The organism is Argonema antarcticum A004/B2, from assembly GCF_023333585.1.
GTDB classification, from domain to species: Bacteria; Cyanobacteriota; Cyanobacteriia; order Cyanobacteriales; family Aerosakkonemataceae; genus Argonema; species Argonema antarcticum.
Window position 1 is genome coordinate 13,121 of sequence record NZ_JAIQZN010000057.1, and the last position, 15,787, is coordinate 28,907.

At 44.7% G+C, this 15,787-nt stretch carries 17 protein-coding genes; 13 read left to right on the forward strand and 4 right to left on the reverse strand.

Annotation, left to right across the window (positions count from 1 at the left end):
- Positions 1–77: 77 nt before the first annotated feature.
- From thrS to thrB, 6 genes are all read left to right on the forward strand, one after another.
- Positions 78–1,898, forward strand: coding sequence for a threonine--tRNA ligase (gene thrS / locus LAY57_RS22205; RefSeq protein ID WP_249069034.1), 1,821 nt, complete (start codon positions 78–80; stop codon positions 1,896–1,898).
- A 99-nt stretch (positions 1,899–1,997) separates the two neighbouring features.
- Positions 1,998–2,186: a hypothetical protein gene (locus LAY57_RS22210; protein ID WP_249069035.1), complete on the forward strand. Its 189-nt coding sequence runs from the start codon at positions 1,998–2,000 to the stop codon at positions 2,184–2,186.
- Positions 2,171–2,479, forward strand: coding sequence for a type II toxin-antitoxin system RelE/ParE family toxin (locus tag LAY57_RS22215; RefSeq protein ID WP_249069036.1), 309 nt, complete (start codon positions 2,171–2,173; stop codon positions 2,477–2,479). Before LAY57_RS22210 ends, LAY57_RS22215 begins: the two co-directional genes overlap by 16 nt.
- Positions 2,480–2,522: 43 nt before the next feature.
- Positions 2,523–3,308: a DUF4058 family protein gene (locus LAY57_RS22220; RefSeq protein WP_249069037.1), complete on the forward strand. Its 786-nt coding sequence runs from the start codon at positions 2,523–2,525 to the stop codon at positions 3,306–3,308.
- Between the two features lie 221 nt (positions 3,309–3,529).
- On the forward strand, positions 3,530–4,711 hold the full coding sequence (locus LAY57_RS22225; protein WP_249069038.1) for a DUF3095 domain-containing protein: 1,182 nt from the start codon (positions 3,530–3,532) through the stop codon (positions 4,709–4,711).
- A gap of 18 nt (positions 4,712–4,729) precedes the next feature.
- Positions 4,730–5,716 (forward strand): homoserine kinase, encoded by a 987-nt coding sequence (gene thrB, locus LAY57_RS22230; protein WP_249069039.1) that lies wholly within the window; start codon positions 4,730–4,732, stop codon positions 5,714–5,716.
- Positions 5,717–5,727: 11 nt separating this feature from the next.
- On the opposite strand, the gene LAY57_RS22235 is transcribed toward thrB, so the two are convergent.
- The 4 genes from LAY57_RS22235 to LAY57_RS22250 form a co-directional block, all read right to left on the reverse strand.
- Complete coding sequence (locus tag LAY57_RS22235) at positions 5,728–6,093, reverse strand: response regulator transcription factor (protein ID WP_249069040.1); 366 nt, start codon at positions 6,091–6,093, stop codon at positions 5,728–5,730.
- Positions 6,094–6,464: 371 nt separating this feature from the next.
- The gene (locus LAY57_RS22240; RefSeq protein ID WP_249069041.1) at positions 6,465–6,671 is read right to left on the reverse strand and encodes a hypothetical protein; all 207 of its coding nucleotides are present in this window, start codon (positions 6,669–6,671) and stop codon (positions 6,465–6,467) included.
- A gap of 302 nt (positions 6,672–6,973) precedes the next feature.
- Complete coding sequence (locus LAY57_RS22245; protein WP_249069042.1) at positions 6,974–9,586, reverse strand: PAS domain-containing sensor histidine kinase; 2,613 nt, start codon at positions 9,584–9,586, stop codon at positions 6,974–6,976.
- A 130-nt stretch (positions 9,587–9,716) separates the two neighbouring features.
- Positions 9,717–10,118, reverse strand: coding sequence for a translation initiation factor (locus LAY57_RS22250; protein ID WP_249069043.1), 402 nt, complete (start codon positions 10,116–10,118; stop codon positions 9,717–9,719).
- Between the two features lie 924 nt (positions 10,119–11,042).
- Here LAY57_RS22250 and LAY57_RS22255 point away from each other — a divergent pair.
- From LAY57_RS22255 to LAY57_RS22280, 7 genes are all read left to right on the forward strand, one after another.
- On the forward strand, positions 11,043–11,999 hold the full coding sequence (locus LAY57_RS22255; protein ID WP_249069044.1) for a DnaJ C-terminal domain-containing protein: 957 nt from the start codon (positions 11,043–11,045) through the stop codon (positions 11,997–11,999).
- Positions 11,996–12,292, forward strand: coding sequence for a chaperone modulator CbpM (locus LAY57_RS22260; protein ID WP_249069045.1), 297 nt, complete (start codon positions 11,996–11,998; stop codon positions 12,290–12,292). The genes LAY57_RS22255 and LAY57_RS22260 overlap by 4 nt, the downstream gene beginning before the upstream one ends.
- 125 nt (positions 12,293–12,417) lie before the next feature.
- Complete coding sequence (locus LAY57_RS22265; RefSeq protein WP_249069046.1) at positions 12,418–12,564, forward strand: hypothetical protein; 147 nt, start codon at positions 12,418–12,420, stop codon at positions 12,562–12,564.
- A 96-nt stretch (positions 12,565–12,660) separates the two neighbouring features.
- Positions 12,661–13,770, forward strand: a complete 1,110-nt coding sequence (locus tag LAY57_RS22270) for an Acg family FMN-binding oxidoreductase (protein ID WP_249069047.1) — start codon at positions 12,661–12,663, stop codon at positions 13,768–13,770.
- A gap of 138 nt (positions 13,771–13,908) precedes the next feature.
- Entirely contained in the window at positions 13,909–14,040 is a 132-nt protein-coding gene (locus LAY57_RS36585; protein ID WP_476727022.1) for a hypothetical protein, read from the forward strand.
- A 55-nt stretch (positions 14,041–14,095) separates the two neighbouring features.
- Positions 14,096–14,512: an NAD(+)--rifampin ADP-ribosyltransferase gene (gene arr / locus LAY57_RS22275; RefSeq protein ID WP_275994295.1), complete on the forward strand. Its 417-nt coding sequence runs from the start codon at positions 14,096–14,098 to the stop codon at positions 14,510–14,512.
- Between the two features lie 621 nt (positions 14,513–15,133).
- On the forward strand, positions 15,134–15,616 hold the full coding sequence (locus LAY57_RS22280; RefSeq protein ID WP_249069049.1) for an AAC(3)-I family aminoglycoside N-acetyltransferase: 483 nt from the start codon (positions 15,134–15,136) through the stop codon (positions 15,614–15,616).
- Positions 15,617–15,787: the final 171 nt, after the last annotated feature.

The window sequence follows — 15,787 nt, forward strand, 5'->3', positions numbered from 1 at the left end:
AAGATAGAGGCTGAGGGGCATTTGTAAAGTAGTTGCCCGTCAAAGATAGTCGTTACATGGTCAAGTCGCCGTCACTTATGTCAGAATCTCCAGATTCCCCACAACAACCAGCTAAAATTCATCTCCCTCGCACCAGTGAATCGGAATCCTTAAAAAAGATTCGTCATACGACTTCCCATGTCATGGCGATGGCGGTGCAGAAGCTTTTTCCCAAGGCGCAAGTTACGATCGGCCCTTGGATTGAAAATGGATTTTACTACGATTTTGACCATCCAGAGCCTTTTACAGAAAAAGATCTCAAGGCGATCAAAAAAGAGATGATCAAAATCATCAATCGCAAACTGCCAGTAATTCGCGAAGAAGTCAGCCGCGAAGAAGCAGAACGCCGGATTAAAGAGATTAACGAGCCTTACAAACTCGAAATTCTAGAAGGTTTACAAGAACCGATTACCCTTTACCACTTGGGAGATCGATGGTGGGATCTCTGTGCTGGCCCCCACCTTGAAAATACCGCCGATTTGAACCCCAAAGCATTTGAACTGGAAAGCTTAGCTGGTGCTTACTGGCGCGGTGATTCTAGCAAAGCGCAATTGCAGCGGATTTACGGTACAGCGTGGGAAACTCCAGAACAGCTGGAAGAATATCAGCGACGCAAAGAAGAAGCGCTGCGTCGAGATCACCGCAAACTGGGTAAGGAACTGGGACTATTTATCTTTGCCGATGAAGTTGGGCCGGGATTGCCTTTGTGGACTCCCAAAGGTACGGTATTGCGAAGTATTCTGGAAGATTTCCTCAAGCAGGAACAAGTCAAACGCGGTTATCTACCAGTTGTGACGCCGCATATCGCCAGAGTCGATTTGTTCAAAACTTCAGGACACTGGCAAAAATACAAAGAAGATATGTTCCCGCTGATGGCGGAGGACGAAGAAGCTGCCGCACTCGAACAAGGTTTTGTTCTCAAACCGATGAATTGTCCGTTCCACATTCAGATATATAAAAGCGAGTTGCGTTCCTATCGGGAATTGCCGATGCGCTTAGCTGAATTTGGCACAGTTTATCGTTACGAACAATCTGGGGAATTGGGTGGTTTGACGCGAGTGCGCGGTTTCACAGTAGATGATTCTCACTTATTTGTAACGCCAGAACAACTGGATGCCGAATTCATCAATGTTGTGGATTTGATTCTGTCGGTATTCAAGAGTTTGCAACTGAAAAACTTCAAGGCGCGACTGAGTTTCCGAGATCCAACTTCCGATAAATATATCGGTTCTGATGAAGTTTGGGAAAAATCCCAAGGTGCTATTCGCCGTGCTGTGGAAAAGCTGGGAATGAACTATTTTGAAGGCATTGGAGAAGCGGCATTTTATGGCCCTAAATTGGATTTTATTTTTCAAGATGCCTTAGATAGAGAGTGGCAATTGGGTACTGTTCAGGTAGATTATAATTTGCCGGAACGGTTCGATCTAGAATATGTGGCAGAAGATGGTAATCGCAAACGTCCGGTGATGATTCACCGCGCTCCTTTTGGTTCTTTGGAAAGGCTAATTGGGATATTAATTGAGGAGTATGCAGGTGATTTTCCGTTGTGGTTAGCGCCAATACAAGCGCGATTATTGGCGGTGAGTAATGAGTTTCTGCCTTTTGCACAGGAGGTTGCAGAAAAAATGAAATCTCTCGGTATCCGCGCCGAAGCTGATGCTAGTAATGAGCGATTGGCTAAACTAATTCGCAATGCGGAAAAAGACAAAATCCCCGTAATGGCGGTAGTGGGAGCGAAGGAGGTTGAATCTAATAGCCTGAATATTCGGACTCGCGCTTCTGGAGAATTGGGAGAAATTCCGGTAGCGGAAGTGATGGAAAGGATGAAGAATGCGATCGCAAACTACAGCAACTTCTAAAAAGTAGGGTGGGCATAGCCCACCTTACTTTACTTTGGCCCGATCGCCTGCTGCGGTAACTTCTAGAAAATGACAGATAGATGACTTAAAAGCAAAGTTATGATTACCACAAAACAGAAAGTCGAATCTCTCTTGAGCAAATTGCCAGATGATTGTTCCCTTGAAGATGTCCAATATCATCTTTATGTACTAGAGAAAGTTCGTCAGGGATTGGAAGTAGCCGACACTAAAGGAACAGTAACACAAGAGGAAGCAGAAAGGCATTTGAGCAAATGGCTTATCAAGTAGTGTGGTCGCCCAAAGCTTTAGAAGATGTAGAAGCGATCGCCGCATATATAGCGCGTGATTCTACTTCCTATGCTGCGGCAGTAATTAACAAAATACTTGACGCGACTCGAAACTTAAGCAAATTTCCTTTTGCAGGGCGCATTGTACCGGAATTTGGTGAACAAACTATCAGGGAACAGTTTGCATATAGCTATCGAGTTATTTATCGAATACAGGGTGAAACTGTAACTATTGCGGCGGTGATTCATGGAAAAAGACTCTTGGAGGAATTGGACATTGATTGTTTAGATTAATGACTGCTACAAAAAAGCAAATAATTTGAAGGAAAATAAGTCTATGCCTTCTCCTTTTCCGGGAATGAATCCCTATTTAGAAAATCCTCAATTGTGGCCTGCCGTTCATCATCGGTTGATAGTAGCGATCTCTGATGCTTTGGTTCCTCAACTGCTTCCCAAATATCTAGTAGACATTGAAAAGCGGGTTTATCAGATCGATGGGGAAGATTCCCTTTTGGTCGGTATTCCCGATGTCACTGTCCAACGTTTTGCAAGTCAAACAACCTCTCCCACTTCTAATGTTGCAGTTGCTGCGACACTCACTAAACCTTTGCAGGTAACAGTGCCAATGCCGATGGAATTTAGAGAAGGATATTTAGAAGTACGAGAGATAGCAACTAAAGAGGTGGTGACAGTAATAGAAGTGCTTTCACCTACCAATAAACGCACCGGACAAGGAAGAGAAATATACGATAAAAAACGTCAACAGGTATTGGCAAGCCGCACTCATCTAGTGGAGATTGACTTATTGCGTGGGGGGCAACCTATGCCTGTTTTTGGGAATAACATAGAAGGGAGTTATCGAATTTTAGTTAGTCGGGGAAACCGTCGCCCAAGGGCAGAATTGTACGTTTTTAATTTACCAGATGAGATTCCTGCTTTCCCGTTGCCTTTGCGAACAGGAGATGTAGAACCCGTGGTAGATTTGCAGGCGTTAATTGGCGGTGTTTATGACCGAGCAGGTTATGATTTTGTAATTGATTACAGTGGCGAACCAGTACCGCCATTGTCGGAGACAGATGCTGCTTGGACAGATGGTTTGTTGCGGGAGAAAGGGTTACGCTGATGAGGAAATTTGCTGGTAATTTGTTTCTAAATCGCATTAATATAGATTGATAACAGGGTGCTAAGTAGGTGGGCATAATTAAACGTAAAACTGTCAGGCCCAAAGAAACCCGGTTTCTTGGAGAAACCGGGTTTCTGAGAGTTCAGTTTATTTACGCCACCTACTTAGAAGAAAGGCAATGGAAATGGAAATATGCAACCCATTCAAGTAGGCATCATAAAATGTCCACAGAAAATTTCTACTCTGATTTGCCTAGTTTCAAGAATTTTCTTGATATCACTGATTCGGAAAGATTTGTCTCTGTACCTGATGATTGGTACATATTGATTACAGATATTGTCGGTTCTACAAAAGCTATAGAAGCAGGACGTTACAAAGATGTTAATCTCATCGGTGCTTGCTGTATTATTGCTATCTTAAATATAGCTGGCGAGCGTGAAGTTCCCTTCATTTTTGGCGGTGATGGTGCTTCCATTTTGATCCCGCCATCTCTACTTGTAGAAGCGAAACAAGCCTTGCTGGGAACGCAATATTTTGCCAAGCAGGAATTTAATATGGATTTGCGGCTAGGTATTGTTCCTGTATTAGCTGTAACTGAGGCAAAGTATGAAGTAAAAATAGCCAAATTGAAAGTTTCTGATACTTATAGCCAAGGTATATTTACAGGCGGCGGACTGACTTATGCTACGCAACTGACTAAAGACTCAGCTACTGCTAAGATTTATAATATCAAAAATATAGGTATACCTGACAAAGCAGATTTCTCTGGGTTAAATTGTCCTTGGGAAGATATTCTCAGTCAACATGGGGAAATTGTTAGCTTGATGGTTATGGCAACAGTAAATGATAGTCAAAAGGAAAATTATGTTTATAGAGCAGTGTTAGAGGAAATTTACCAAATTTATGGTAGGAGTGAAAATTTTCATCCTGTCATTCCTGAAAATCTCAGGCTGACATTAAAAAATAAAAACATTTATAGTATGGTTAAAATTAATGGTCAACATATAAACTATTTACAAAAATTTGTTTTGGTGATTGTCATCAAAATTAAGATGTTAATTGGCGCAGTTTTGATGCGATTAAAAATAAAATTAGGGAAGGTAGATTGGGAATTGAGTAAAAATGGTTTGGTTGCCAATACTGATTACAGAAAGTTTGACGATTTGCTACGGATGATTATATCTGGTAATATGACACAGCGAGAAAAATTAGTTACCTATTTGGAAAAAAACTACCGAGCAGGTAAGCTAGTGTATGGAATTCACGTTTCCGATCGCGTTCTGATGACTTGTCTTGTGCCTGTAGGTGTGGGACGGGAAGTCCATTTGGTGGACGGTGCTGATGGTGGATATGCCTTAGCGGCAAAAGATATGAAAGCCAGAATCAATTTGGCTTCTAAGTAAATCCAGATAAATATAAAGATGTCTGTTGTTTCTACTGTTAGTGTTACTGTTCCAGCTACTACGGCTAACTTGGGGCCGGGTTTCGATTGCATCGGTGCAGCTTTAACGCTGTACAATGAGTTCAAGTTCTCTAGACTCGCTTCATCTGAATCGGCTGTAAATATTACTGTGACTGGGGTTGAGGCCGATCGCGTTTTGACTGATGAGAGCAATCTGGCTTACCAATCCTTCTTGAAGCTTTACGAACATATAGGTGAAACGCCGCCACCAGTAGAAATCGAAATAAATCTCGGTGTCCCACTGGCAAGAGGGTTGGGTAGTTCGGCAACGGCGATTGTCGGCGGGTTGGTTGGTGCTAATCTGTTGGCGGGGGAACCTATTTCTCAGACAGAATTGATGGAAATTGCGATCGCAATCGAAGGACACCCAGACAACGTAGTACCTGCACTGCTGGGAGGCTGTCGTTTGGCGGCTACAGGCTTAATTAACGAAGAAGATCTCCCCCCACATCCCCTGAAAAAAGGAGGGCAAGGAGGCGATCGCAGTTGGGAAATCTGCGATATTCCCTGGCATGGCGATATTGTGCCAGTGGTGGCAATTCCCGACTTTGAACTCTCCACGGCAGAGGCGAGGCGGGTTCTGCCAACCGAGTACAGCCGCGCCGATGCGATTTTCAATACGGCGCATTTGGGTTTGCTGTTGCGGGGGTTAGAATCTAATCGCGGCGATTGGTTGCGAGTTGCTTTGCAAGATAAAATCCATCAGCCTTATCGGCAAGGGCTGATTGCAGGGTATGATGCGGTGCAAAAAGCTGCTTTGGGATCGGGTGCATTCGGCATGGTAATTAGCGGTGCGGGGCCAACGCTATTGGCTTTAGCAGATTCGTCGTCAGCATCAGGTGTGGCGGCGGCAATGGCAGCAGCTTGGCAGCAGGAGGGGGTCAAAGCAAAAGTGCGATCGCTCTCTATTGATACCCAAGGCGCAAAAACCTTTAATATCGCCTAAAATAGCTTGTTCTATTTTAAGAGCAGTCGCTTGAGAGTTTCAACCAGTTCAGCTGGATGGAACGGTTTGGCGATGTAAGCATCTGCACCTTGTTTTAGACCCCAATAGCGATCGATCTCTTTAGTCTTAGACGAACACATCACCACGGGTATTTTATTGGTTTTGGGATTAGATTTGAGGCGACGGCAAAATTCATAGCCGTTCATCCGGGGCATTACAATGTCCAAAAGTACTAAATCTGGACGATTAGCCTCAACTTTTTCTAGCGCTTCTACACCATCAATCGCTACCGTGACGTTCAGACCTTTATTTTTGAGAAAGCCTGAGATCATCTCTCTTTGGGTGGCACTATCCTCCACCAACAAAACTGTACTCATAACTTTTAGCTGCTATCCAGTATTGAAACAAAAACCGGAAAGGGTTTCGCCCTCGATCGGGATTTCCCTTAAGTAAATTTAACTACCCAATTCCACTCCTAATCTAACACCCCTTCTCTAATTTAAGCGAAATCCCTGATGACATACCTATGTAGGTTTGATCTCAAATCGAATTTTGCGTTTTGAGATCTTACTTTTGGAACAGAAACTCAACACTACTGATTTAGAGATTGTCGCATAAATTACACATAATCCCAATAATTTCAGGACTTACGCAGAACTCCCCCCTAGCCACCCAGATTTGGGTGGCTAGGGGACGAACAAGGAATATTGCGTAAGTCCTGTTTGTGTTAGTAAAAATCGGCAGCAAATCAGGCGATTTCTCCCATTGCTTCCAACTCCAACATCGCATCAATCATCTGCTGTGCCTTGTACAAAGACTCGCCCAACGTACTGACGCGAACACCGTATTGAATGCCTTCGTATACCCAGTGAAGCCACGTTTCTTTCTCTTTCTTAAGAGTTTTTAGATAAATCGGGATGGAATGGTACGTACTAACTGGTGTTAAATTCATCATACCTACTGACCTCTATGTCTAACGATTCAGGTGTGGATCTTCTATCAACGATCGGTTTTGCACCCCGCGTTTTCATAGAAACTAACTAACTATATTTAATCAGTAAATTTTGTGAGATTAAATCTGTCTAAGGATCTTTTTAACAAATATTGAATTATTTCTGAGGATATACAGATTGCTTGTAACAGCAGCTACAGAAATAAGCCCGCATAGGCAGGCTTTTAGCTTAGCGATTTAGTACGAGTATAAATACCTTAATCACCGGACTTTTGTTTGTAGTGCGATCGACTGCAAACCGAAAATTAACTTTGCCGGATGGGAATTTCAATAATAAATTCTGTGCCAACAGCAAGCTGGCTAGTGTAATGTAACTGGCCCTTGTGTTTTTCTACTACGATTTGGTAGCTAACGGACAGCCCAAGACCCGTACCTCTGCCGATCGGTTTTGTGGTGAAAAAGGGGTCGAAAAGCTTGTCTAGCACCTCCTGGGTCATTCCGGGCCCGTTATCGGCGATGCGGATTACTGCGCGATCGCCGATCGTTTCTGTGCCAATCCAAATTGTCGGGCATAGGGCATAGGGAATGGGGGATTGGCTAAATTCTTCCCCATCCCCCATGCGCCGTGGAAGTTGCCCCTCTTCCAAAGCATCAATCGCATTGGTCAAGATATTCATAAACACCTGATTTAGTTGTCCGGCGTAGCATTCTATTTTAGGCAGATTGCCGTAAGCTTTAATTAGCTGAATTTCGGGATAATTTGATTTTGCTTTTAGCCTGTTTTGTAGAATCATCAACGTACTGTCAATACCTTCGTGAATATCGACTTTCTTCACTGCTGCTTCGTCGAGACGAGAGAAGTTACGCAAGCTAAGAACTATCTCCCGAATGCGTTCTGCCCCCACCTTCATCGAAGACAAAATTTTGGGAAGGTCTTCGGTGAGGAAATCCAAGTCTATCGCTTCTATTTCCTCCAAAATTCTCGGTGTGGGATTGGGGGATTCCTGCTGATAAAGTTGTAATAATTTTAATAGATCTTGAGTGTAGTTATTGACATGGATAAGATTGCCGTAGATAAAATTAACGGGGTTATTAATTTCGTGGGCAACACCAGCAACCAACTGACCCAAACTGGACATCTTTTCGCTTTGAATTAACTGGGATTGGGTTTTTCGCAGCTCGCGCAAAGTTGTCTCTAACAGCGTCGCTTTTTCTCGCTCTCGTGCTTCTGACTCTTGCAATGCTAGCTCAGCTTGTTTGCGATCGCTTATATCTTGGATAACGGCAATTAAATACTTCGGCTTTCCTGGCAACTCGCGCACCAGCGATACCGTTAAATTAACCCAACTCAACGACCCATTTTTGCAAATATAACGTTTTTCTAGCGAGAAGGTTTGAATTTCATTGGCAAGCAATTGGCGCATCAACTCCAAGTTGATATTGAGATCGTCCGGATGAGTAATATCCATAAAAGTTACCCCGATCAATTCCTCTTGTGTATATCCCAAAATATCACAAAACTTTTGATTTACCTGTAGCAACCGGCCATCCGTTCGCGCATGACAAATGCCAACAGCCGCCTGCTCAAAAGTGGCGCGAAATTGCTCCTCACTTTCCCGCAATGCCGCTTCTATCTGTTGGCGTTCGACGATTTCTTCTAGCAGTTGCTGATTAGCTATTTGAAGTTCTGCAGTCCTCGCAAACACCAGGTCTTCTAAACCTTCCTGGTACTCGCGCAAGGCTTTTTCTGCCTGTTTTAGTTGGGTGATTTCTACAACGACTACACCCACGCCGATGGGTTGACTTTCCTCGCCAAAAAGGGGAAATTTAGAAGTTACCCAATGGCGCAATATACCCGGTTGAGAAGGAGTTTCACCGCTTATTTCTTCGTTAATAATCGATTTGCCGGTAGTCAATATATGACGATATCCGGGTTCCAACTTTGGTGCCAAATGTGGCAAAGCTTCACTCATTCTTTTGCCGATCAGATCTGCTGGTGTCCGACCGCTATTTTCTGCCAGCGTTGGGTTGACTTGGATATAACGCATCTCGTCGTCAAAAATACAGAGTCCGGCTGGCGAAGCATTGAAAAAAGCGTCAAAACGAGCTTGGCGCAAGGCTAATTCTTTTTCTAAAGCTTTGCTAGAGGTGATATCAATCCCAAACGCAATCAGAAAGTTGAACTCGCCATTGTCCTTCAAAGCTAACTGTCCGCGCCACTCAACCAAGAGTTCCTGACCATTCTTAGTAAGTACCCGGTTTGAGTGGACGTTAGGTTGGTGGGTGCGTACACAATCCTCCAAAATTTGCAGAAGCTTTTGGTGTTCATCTTCTGGAACAAAAGTTTGCAGATAATCGGTACCTACAACTTCTTCTAGGGTATAGCCTAGCGCGTTTAGCATTGAGGGGTTCATTGTCAAGGTTTTGCCATCGGCGCTGACAGTGACAACAAAAATCTGACAGGCTTCCAGTACGGCTTCGCTGAAGTCTCTTTCTTTGATTAATTCTGCTTCGATTCGTTTTAGATCGGTGATCTCTTCAATACTTGACAAACTTAGTTGTGCGATCGCATCCGCTAAAATTATCGCGCCGCCGATTTCGCCAGTACTGGTACGCCAAGGATGGATTTTACACTTCAGATGCTCGATGGAACCATCTGATTTGACGATAAAATCTTCCTGGGATTCTTCCACTGCTTCAGCCAAACAACGCTGGTATTTCCAGCGCAAATTGTCGGATAAATCCGGTAAAATTTCGTCATGAGAGCGACCGATGATGTCTCGATCGCTTAAACCGAAATCTGTCAGCCAGCGGCGCGAGGCGAACAAGTAACGCATATTGCGATCGCACATAGCAACAGCGCTGGGAATATGTTCCAAAAAAAGATGTAACAGTTCTGGATTATCTGGCGAGTACATGGCTAATTGGTAATTGGGAATTGCTAAGTAGGAATTAGTAATTGCTAATTGGGTAATTTCAAATTTCAGAGATCGGATTCCAGATTGAAATAAAATTTAAAATCTAAAATCTAAAATTACCCATTACCCACTAGCCGCCGCTGATTTTGGCTTTGTAACCCTGTTGAATCAGAACCTGAACAAGCCTCTGACCGCAATCCCCTTGAATTTCAATGGTATTGTCTTTAACAGTGCCACCAGTACCGCATTGAGTTTTCAACTGTTTGAGCAAGGCGTTGAGAGTTTCCGGCTTACTCTGAAAACCAGTAATTACCGTTACGGTTTTGCCCTTGCGACCTTTGCGGGATGCCTGCACTCGGAGGTCTTGTTGATTTGGCGGTAGTTCTGGGACTGCTCGTTCTAGGGCTGCTGAGTTGTCTGGGACCGATCGTTTTAGGGCGGCTGAGTTGTCGCCGTTGCCAAATTCTGAGTAGACGATGCGATTTTCAGTCAAGGTTTTGAGGTCGGAAGATTTGCGCTTTGAAGAAGACATAAAAGACACCAATTATCTAAGAAGATCAGCTTTGTTTCTGCATTCTTTTTCACAGTATTACCAATTTCCCTTGGTGATGCTATAGCAACTGCTTTCGTCGGTGAGGACAGATGCGGGCAGAGGGGCAGAGGGGCCTCAAAAGTCAAAAGTCAAAAGTCAAAAGTAAAGAAGGGATTGGGGGCAGAGGGGCCTCAAAAGTCAAAAGTCAAAAGTCAAAAGTCAAAAGTCAAAAGTAAAGAAGGGATTGGGGGCAGAGGGGCAGAGGGGCAGAGGGGCAGAGGGCAGAAGGGAATTCTGACTCCTGACCTCTGCCGTGACCGTTCGCGCAGCGTCTCGCAGAGAAGGGAACAAGGGTTTAAAACCCCGACCAAATTTTTAATTTGGTCGCTCTTATTAAGGAGGGGTCTGAATCCCCTTCTTAATAAAACCTTCTGCCCTCTGCCTTCTGCCTTCTCAACAAATCCGTTGTCAGGCAAGTGAAGCTTACGTTTTGTATTGTAGTTAATCAATTCAAACAGGAAATAGAACAACCACTGCTTACAGTAATACCAGGAGCAAAGTGGTTCACTCGGCTCAGGTGAAGTGTTCTTAAATTCAAAAAAGCAATGGCGTCAGCATGAATCAATCAAATTCAGGATACAAACTGGTCTACTTTGACGTTTGTTGGAAGTTTTGCTCTTTCAATGCTATTTTCTACTTATAGCAACCGCCAAGGCGGTTAGGACATTCTCAATTCCCGAAACCCTTGATTCTAAACACTTCTTCCCCTAGTCCCTAGCCCCTAGCCCCTAGTCCCTAGCTATATCTTGAGTAACAAACGTATTTCTTTGACACTCCCATCCCCTTTTAGGGGATGGAATTCTTGAGAGCTAGGCTTGCCTAACACGCAAAGGTTTAGCCAAAAAACCTTTAGACAATCAAATTATGGCAACTGCAACCGACTTTAAAGATTACTACACCATTCTGGGAGTCAGCAAAACTGCAACTGCTGAAGAAATCAAGCGAGCATATCGCAAACTTGCCCGCAAATATCATCCTGATGTGAATCCCGGCAATCCAGAAGCTGAGGAGAAATTTAAAGACCTTAATGAAGCCAATGAGGTTGTCTCAAATCCTGAAACACGCGAAAAGTATGACCAATTTGGGCAGCACTGGAAGCAAGCGGCAGCAGGCGGGTTTCCTCCTAGAGAAACGAATGCAAATGCAGCAGGATTTGACCAATATAGCAACTTTGATGATTTTATCAATGATTTGATGGGTGGTAGAACCAGATCGGGACAAACTCATTACCGCACCTCAACTCAACAGCCTGATGATTTTGCTGGATTTCGTAGCCAAGCACCGGCACCTGATACAGAAGCGGCGATCGCGCTCTCCTTCTCAGAAGCATGGAATGGTGTTCAAAAACGGTTACAGTTGGACGATGAAACCATTAACATTCGCATTCCCGCAGGTGCTAAATCAGGCAGTCGGATTCGGATTAAAGGCAAAGGTCGCGCTAGCCATTTTTCTCAGCAGCGAGGTGATTTGTATCTGACGATCGAACTATTTCCCCATCCATTTTTTAAATTTTCAGGTGATAACTTAATCTGCGAGGTTCCTATTCGCCCCGATGAAGCTGTCTTAGGTACTCAAATGCAAGTGCCAACGCCAGATGGTGCTGTGACGATGACTGTTCCTAAAGGGGTGAATTCTGGGCAATCGCTGCGGCTGCGAGCCAAGGGTTGGAAATTGCCGAAAGGCGATCGCACCGATCTAATTGTGAAACTTCAGATCGTATCTCCCAAGGAGTTGAGTGAAATCGAGCAGGATTGCTATGAAAAGATTCAGGCGAGTAGCAGTTTTAACCCGCGTTCTACATTAGAAGAGGTGACACTATGACCGAGTTTAGCCTGTCCACTACGGTTATTTCCCAAGAAGGCGATCGCCTTTATACGTTTGAATATGCAGCTTTAGTGACAGAAACCTCAACGATCGCGATTGAGCAATTTGTGCAAGTGGGATTGATTGAACCGATCGGCTCAATGCTGCACGCGCGGGAAATTGCGCGAATTGCTCAAATCCAAAGGTTGCGCCAGGATTTAGGACTAAATCTTGTAGGGGCGGCGATGGTTTTAGATATGGCGCAGGAAATCGCCCAACTTCGGGCACGACTAAAAGCATTGCAGTCTTGACTTGAAAAATTATCAACGGTCAGCGCCAGCCGGAACTCAAAGCCTTTTACGAGGCTGTAGGGCGATCGCTCAGTGGCGCAGAGAAGATTCTGATTTTTGGTAGCTCGACTGGAGCCAGCAGTGCGATGGATTATCTGCTGGCAGAACTCAAAGAAAATCACCCCGATCTGGCTCGGCGAGTTGTCGGTACGATCGTTGTCAACGAACAACACATGACCGAAGACCAGTTACTGGCAAAGGCGCGATCGTTCTACGCGGCAAACGAGCCGTGAAAATGCGACGCAGCTTAAACTCTAGCTGTGTCCTGCCTCCTAACGACCGACCCAGCATTTTGGCAATGTAATCAATTCGTTAGTGAGGTATTGGAGATGCCGACTCGACGACAAGTTATTTTAGCAATTGCCACACTAACGGGTGGGACAGCCGCCTATACAGCAGGGTATTTTCATCGTGCTGCTAGTAGATATAACGATGCCGTGCGTAATACCTGGCGACACACTACAGAACATCCGCCAACCGGGTTTTTAGCAGTAAATCGCGAACTGGTTCGCTATGCCACACTAGCAGCGTCAAGCCATAATACTCAATGCTGGAAATTCGGGATAGAAGATCGGACGATCGCAATCTTGCCAGATTGGACAAGACAATGCCCTGCTGTCGATCCCGATCGCCATCATCTGTTTGTGAGTTTGGGCTGTGCAACCGAGAATCTGATTCAAGCAGCGCAGGCTTTTGGCAAGCACGGACAAGTGCGTTTTGACTCTGCTATAGATGTTGTGAATGTCACCTTAGAACCATCAAAAGCTGTTATTTCTCCGCTCTTCGATGCAATTCCTAAACGGCAGTGTACCAGAGCCGAGTATGACGGCAGAAAATTAAGCAACGATGACTTGAAATCCCTTGAATCTGCGGGGCATGGTAATGGGGTCAATGTGTTGCTTATCACCGAAAAAGAAAAGGTCGAGAAAATCCTTGAGTATGTAGTTCAAGGCAATACGATGCAAATGAGAGATCGCGCCTTTGTGGATGAACTCGAATTCTGGATTCGATTTGGTTATGACGAAGTGGTGAGCAAGGGCGATGGTTTATTTTCAGGATCTACTGGAAATCCTGTTATTCCTCGATGGCTCGGAATGAAGCTGTTTAATTTATTTTTTACTCCTAAAAGTGAGAATGATAAATATGCCAAACATATCCGTAGCTCTGCGGGTATCGCTGTGTTTGTGTCTGAGCGGAATGACAAGGAGCATTGGGTTGAAACAGGAAGATGCTATGAACGTTTCGCTTTGCAAGCTACGGCTCTAGGTATCAAAAATGCCTTCTTAAATCAGCCAGTTGAGGTTTCAGCATTGCGTCCACAGTTTGCTGACTATCTTGGTATTGGCGATCGCAGACCAGATCTAGTTGTCCGTTTTGGTTATGGATCTGAAACGCCGCGATCGTTGAGGCGATCGCTCGATCGAGTAATCGTTGCATGAACGCGAACCAGATTGAACATCCATCCTCAGCAAAAGCTACAGATCGCTATATCCACTCCCAATCTTAAGAGGTTCGTCTTCGATGGCGTTGGTGAAGCTAATCTATCAAATGTCAAGAATGACCGAGTGGAGATAGTGGTGAACGGGGTCGGAAGTTTAAGTGCATCTGGTGAAACAAAAGAAGCAGATATTACATTATCTGGTATCGGAAGTGTGGACGCGAAGAATTTACATTCTGTATTACACTCGATCTCAAAGCCCAAGAAGTGAATTTTTCTGGTTGTTCCCGCAGAATGATGGTCACGATATAGATGACGAGATAAACATGAGCAATCCAGCAGCACCATCGATACCCTCCGACACCAGCTCACGCCGCTTTTATCATGGCACCAGAGCGAACCTGAAGCCTGGGGATCTGATTCAACCCGGCTATCCCTCCAACTATACCGAGCGGAGGTCGCCCTGGGTCTATTTCAGCGAGACCCTGCACGCGGCTATTTGGGGAGCGGAGCTGGCAAAGGGCGAAGATCCATGCCGAATCTACCTGGTGGAACCAGTCGGCTCGTTTATGGATGACCCCAATCTGACGGACAAGAAGTATCCAGGTAATCCTACGAAGTCCTATCGCTCGCGAGAGCCTCTGCGGGTTGTGGGCGAATACCTGGATTGGCAGGGACACTCCCTGGAGGAAATCCAGGCAATGAAGGACGGCATCGCGGGTCTGGAGCCTATCGACGACTGAGATGCTTTCCGCGTGGGTATAGAAGTCAGGGAATAGACATTATTACGAGCGGGTCTAGCATTCTCAAATCAATAGGTGAGATCCAAGGGTCGAGCCGCCTAACAATCCCGCTGCACCTGAACGAAGTCAAGTTGTCGGTGATATGCAAAGGTTCTCTGCGTCTGGTGAGCGGGGTCGTTGGGCTGCTTTGTATCTTGATGGAGACGGTACAGCAAAGCTATCTTCTGAGGTCAGAGATTAAGTTGCCGTAAAGTTATCTGAAAGACTTTGCTTTGAAGGTATTGGCAAGGTGGTTTTGATAAGATACGGCTGTCTGAGGAAAAGGCATACTACATAGATAGTACAGTTTACATATGATACTTGAAACGCAGAGGCTAGCTTTAAAACCGATTCTGGAGAGCGAATGTAGCACACTCCATATGATTTTTACTGATCCCTATGTGAGGAATTGCGTTAGTGAAGCTGGCCGTAGGCATCGCTTCCCTATTTAAAAACTGTCCGAAGTATTGTTATGATAGAACCTGACGTAATGTAAGATTACAATAGAACTTAAAACCGCAGTTGCGAAATCTATTTTTAGACAAAACAACCCTTTTATATAATTTGCATCTAGATTAAACTATGTTAGTTTCACTTCCATTTATTATTCGGCAACTTGCGCCCGAAGACTTGGCGTTGATGGAATCCATGATGACTACCTTCGGCGAGGCATTTGATATGACAGAAGCCTATACAGCCTCTCGCCCAAGTAAAGCTTATCTGGGTCGCTTGCTTGCCAGCGATTACTTTATTGCCCTTGCAGCGTTAAAGGATGGCGTTGTTGTGGGTGGAATTGCTGCATACGAACTTCAGAAGTTTGAGCAAGAGCGCAGTGAAATCTATATTTACGACCTAGCCGTGGCTGAGGCGCATCGACGCGAGGGCATTGCGACAGAACTGATCCAAGAACTCAAGAAAATTGCAGCATCGCGTAGAGCCTATGTCATCTTCGTTCAGGCGGACATGGGAGATGATCCTGCAATCTCGCTTTATACAAAACTGGGAGTCCGAGAAAATGTTCTGCACTTCGACATAGCAGTTGCAGGCGATGGTGTTATTGTATAAAACAGATCAAATCATTTGAGAATATTTATTTTTGGTGAGATAGCGATCGCCTACAGCAAACTTTAACGATCAAGTCATCGACATTTTCTTCTTGCCAAAGTGGTTTGGCGATCGCATTTTCACGATCTATGGTGGCTTGCTAATAGTTACGCTTCTGCTTCTTGTGATTAG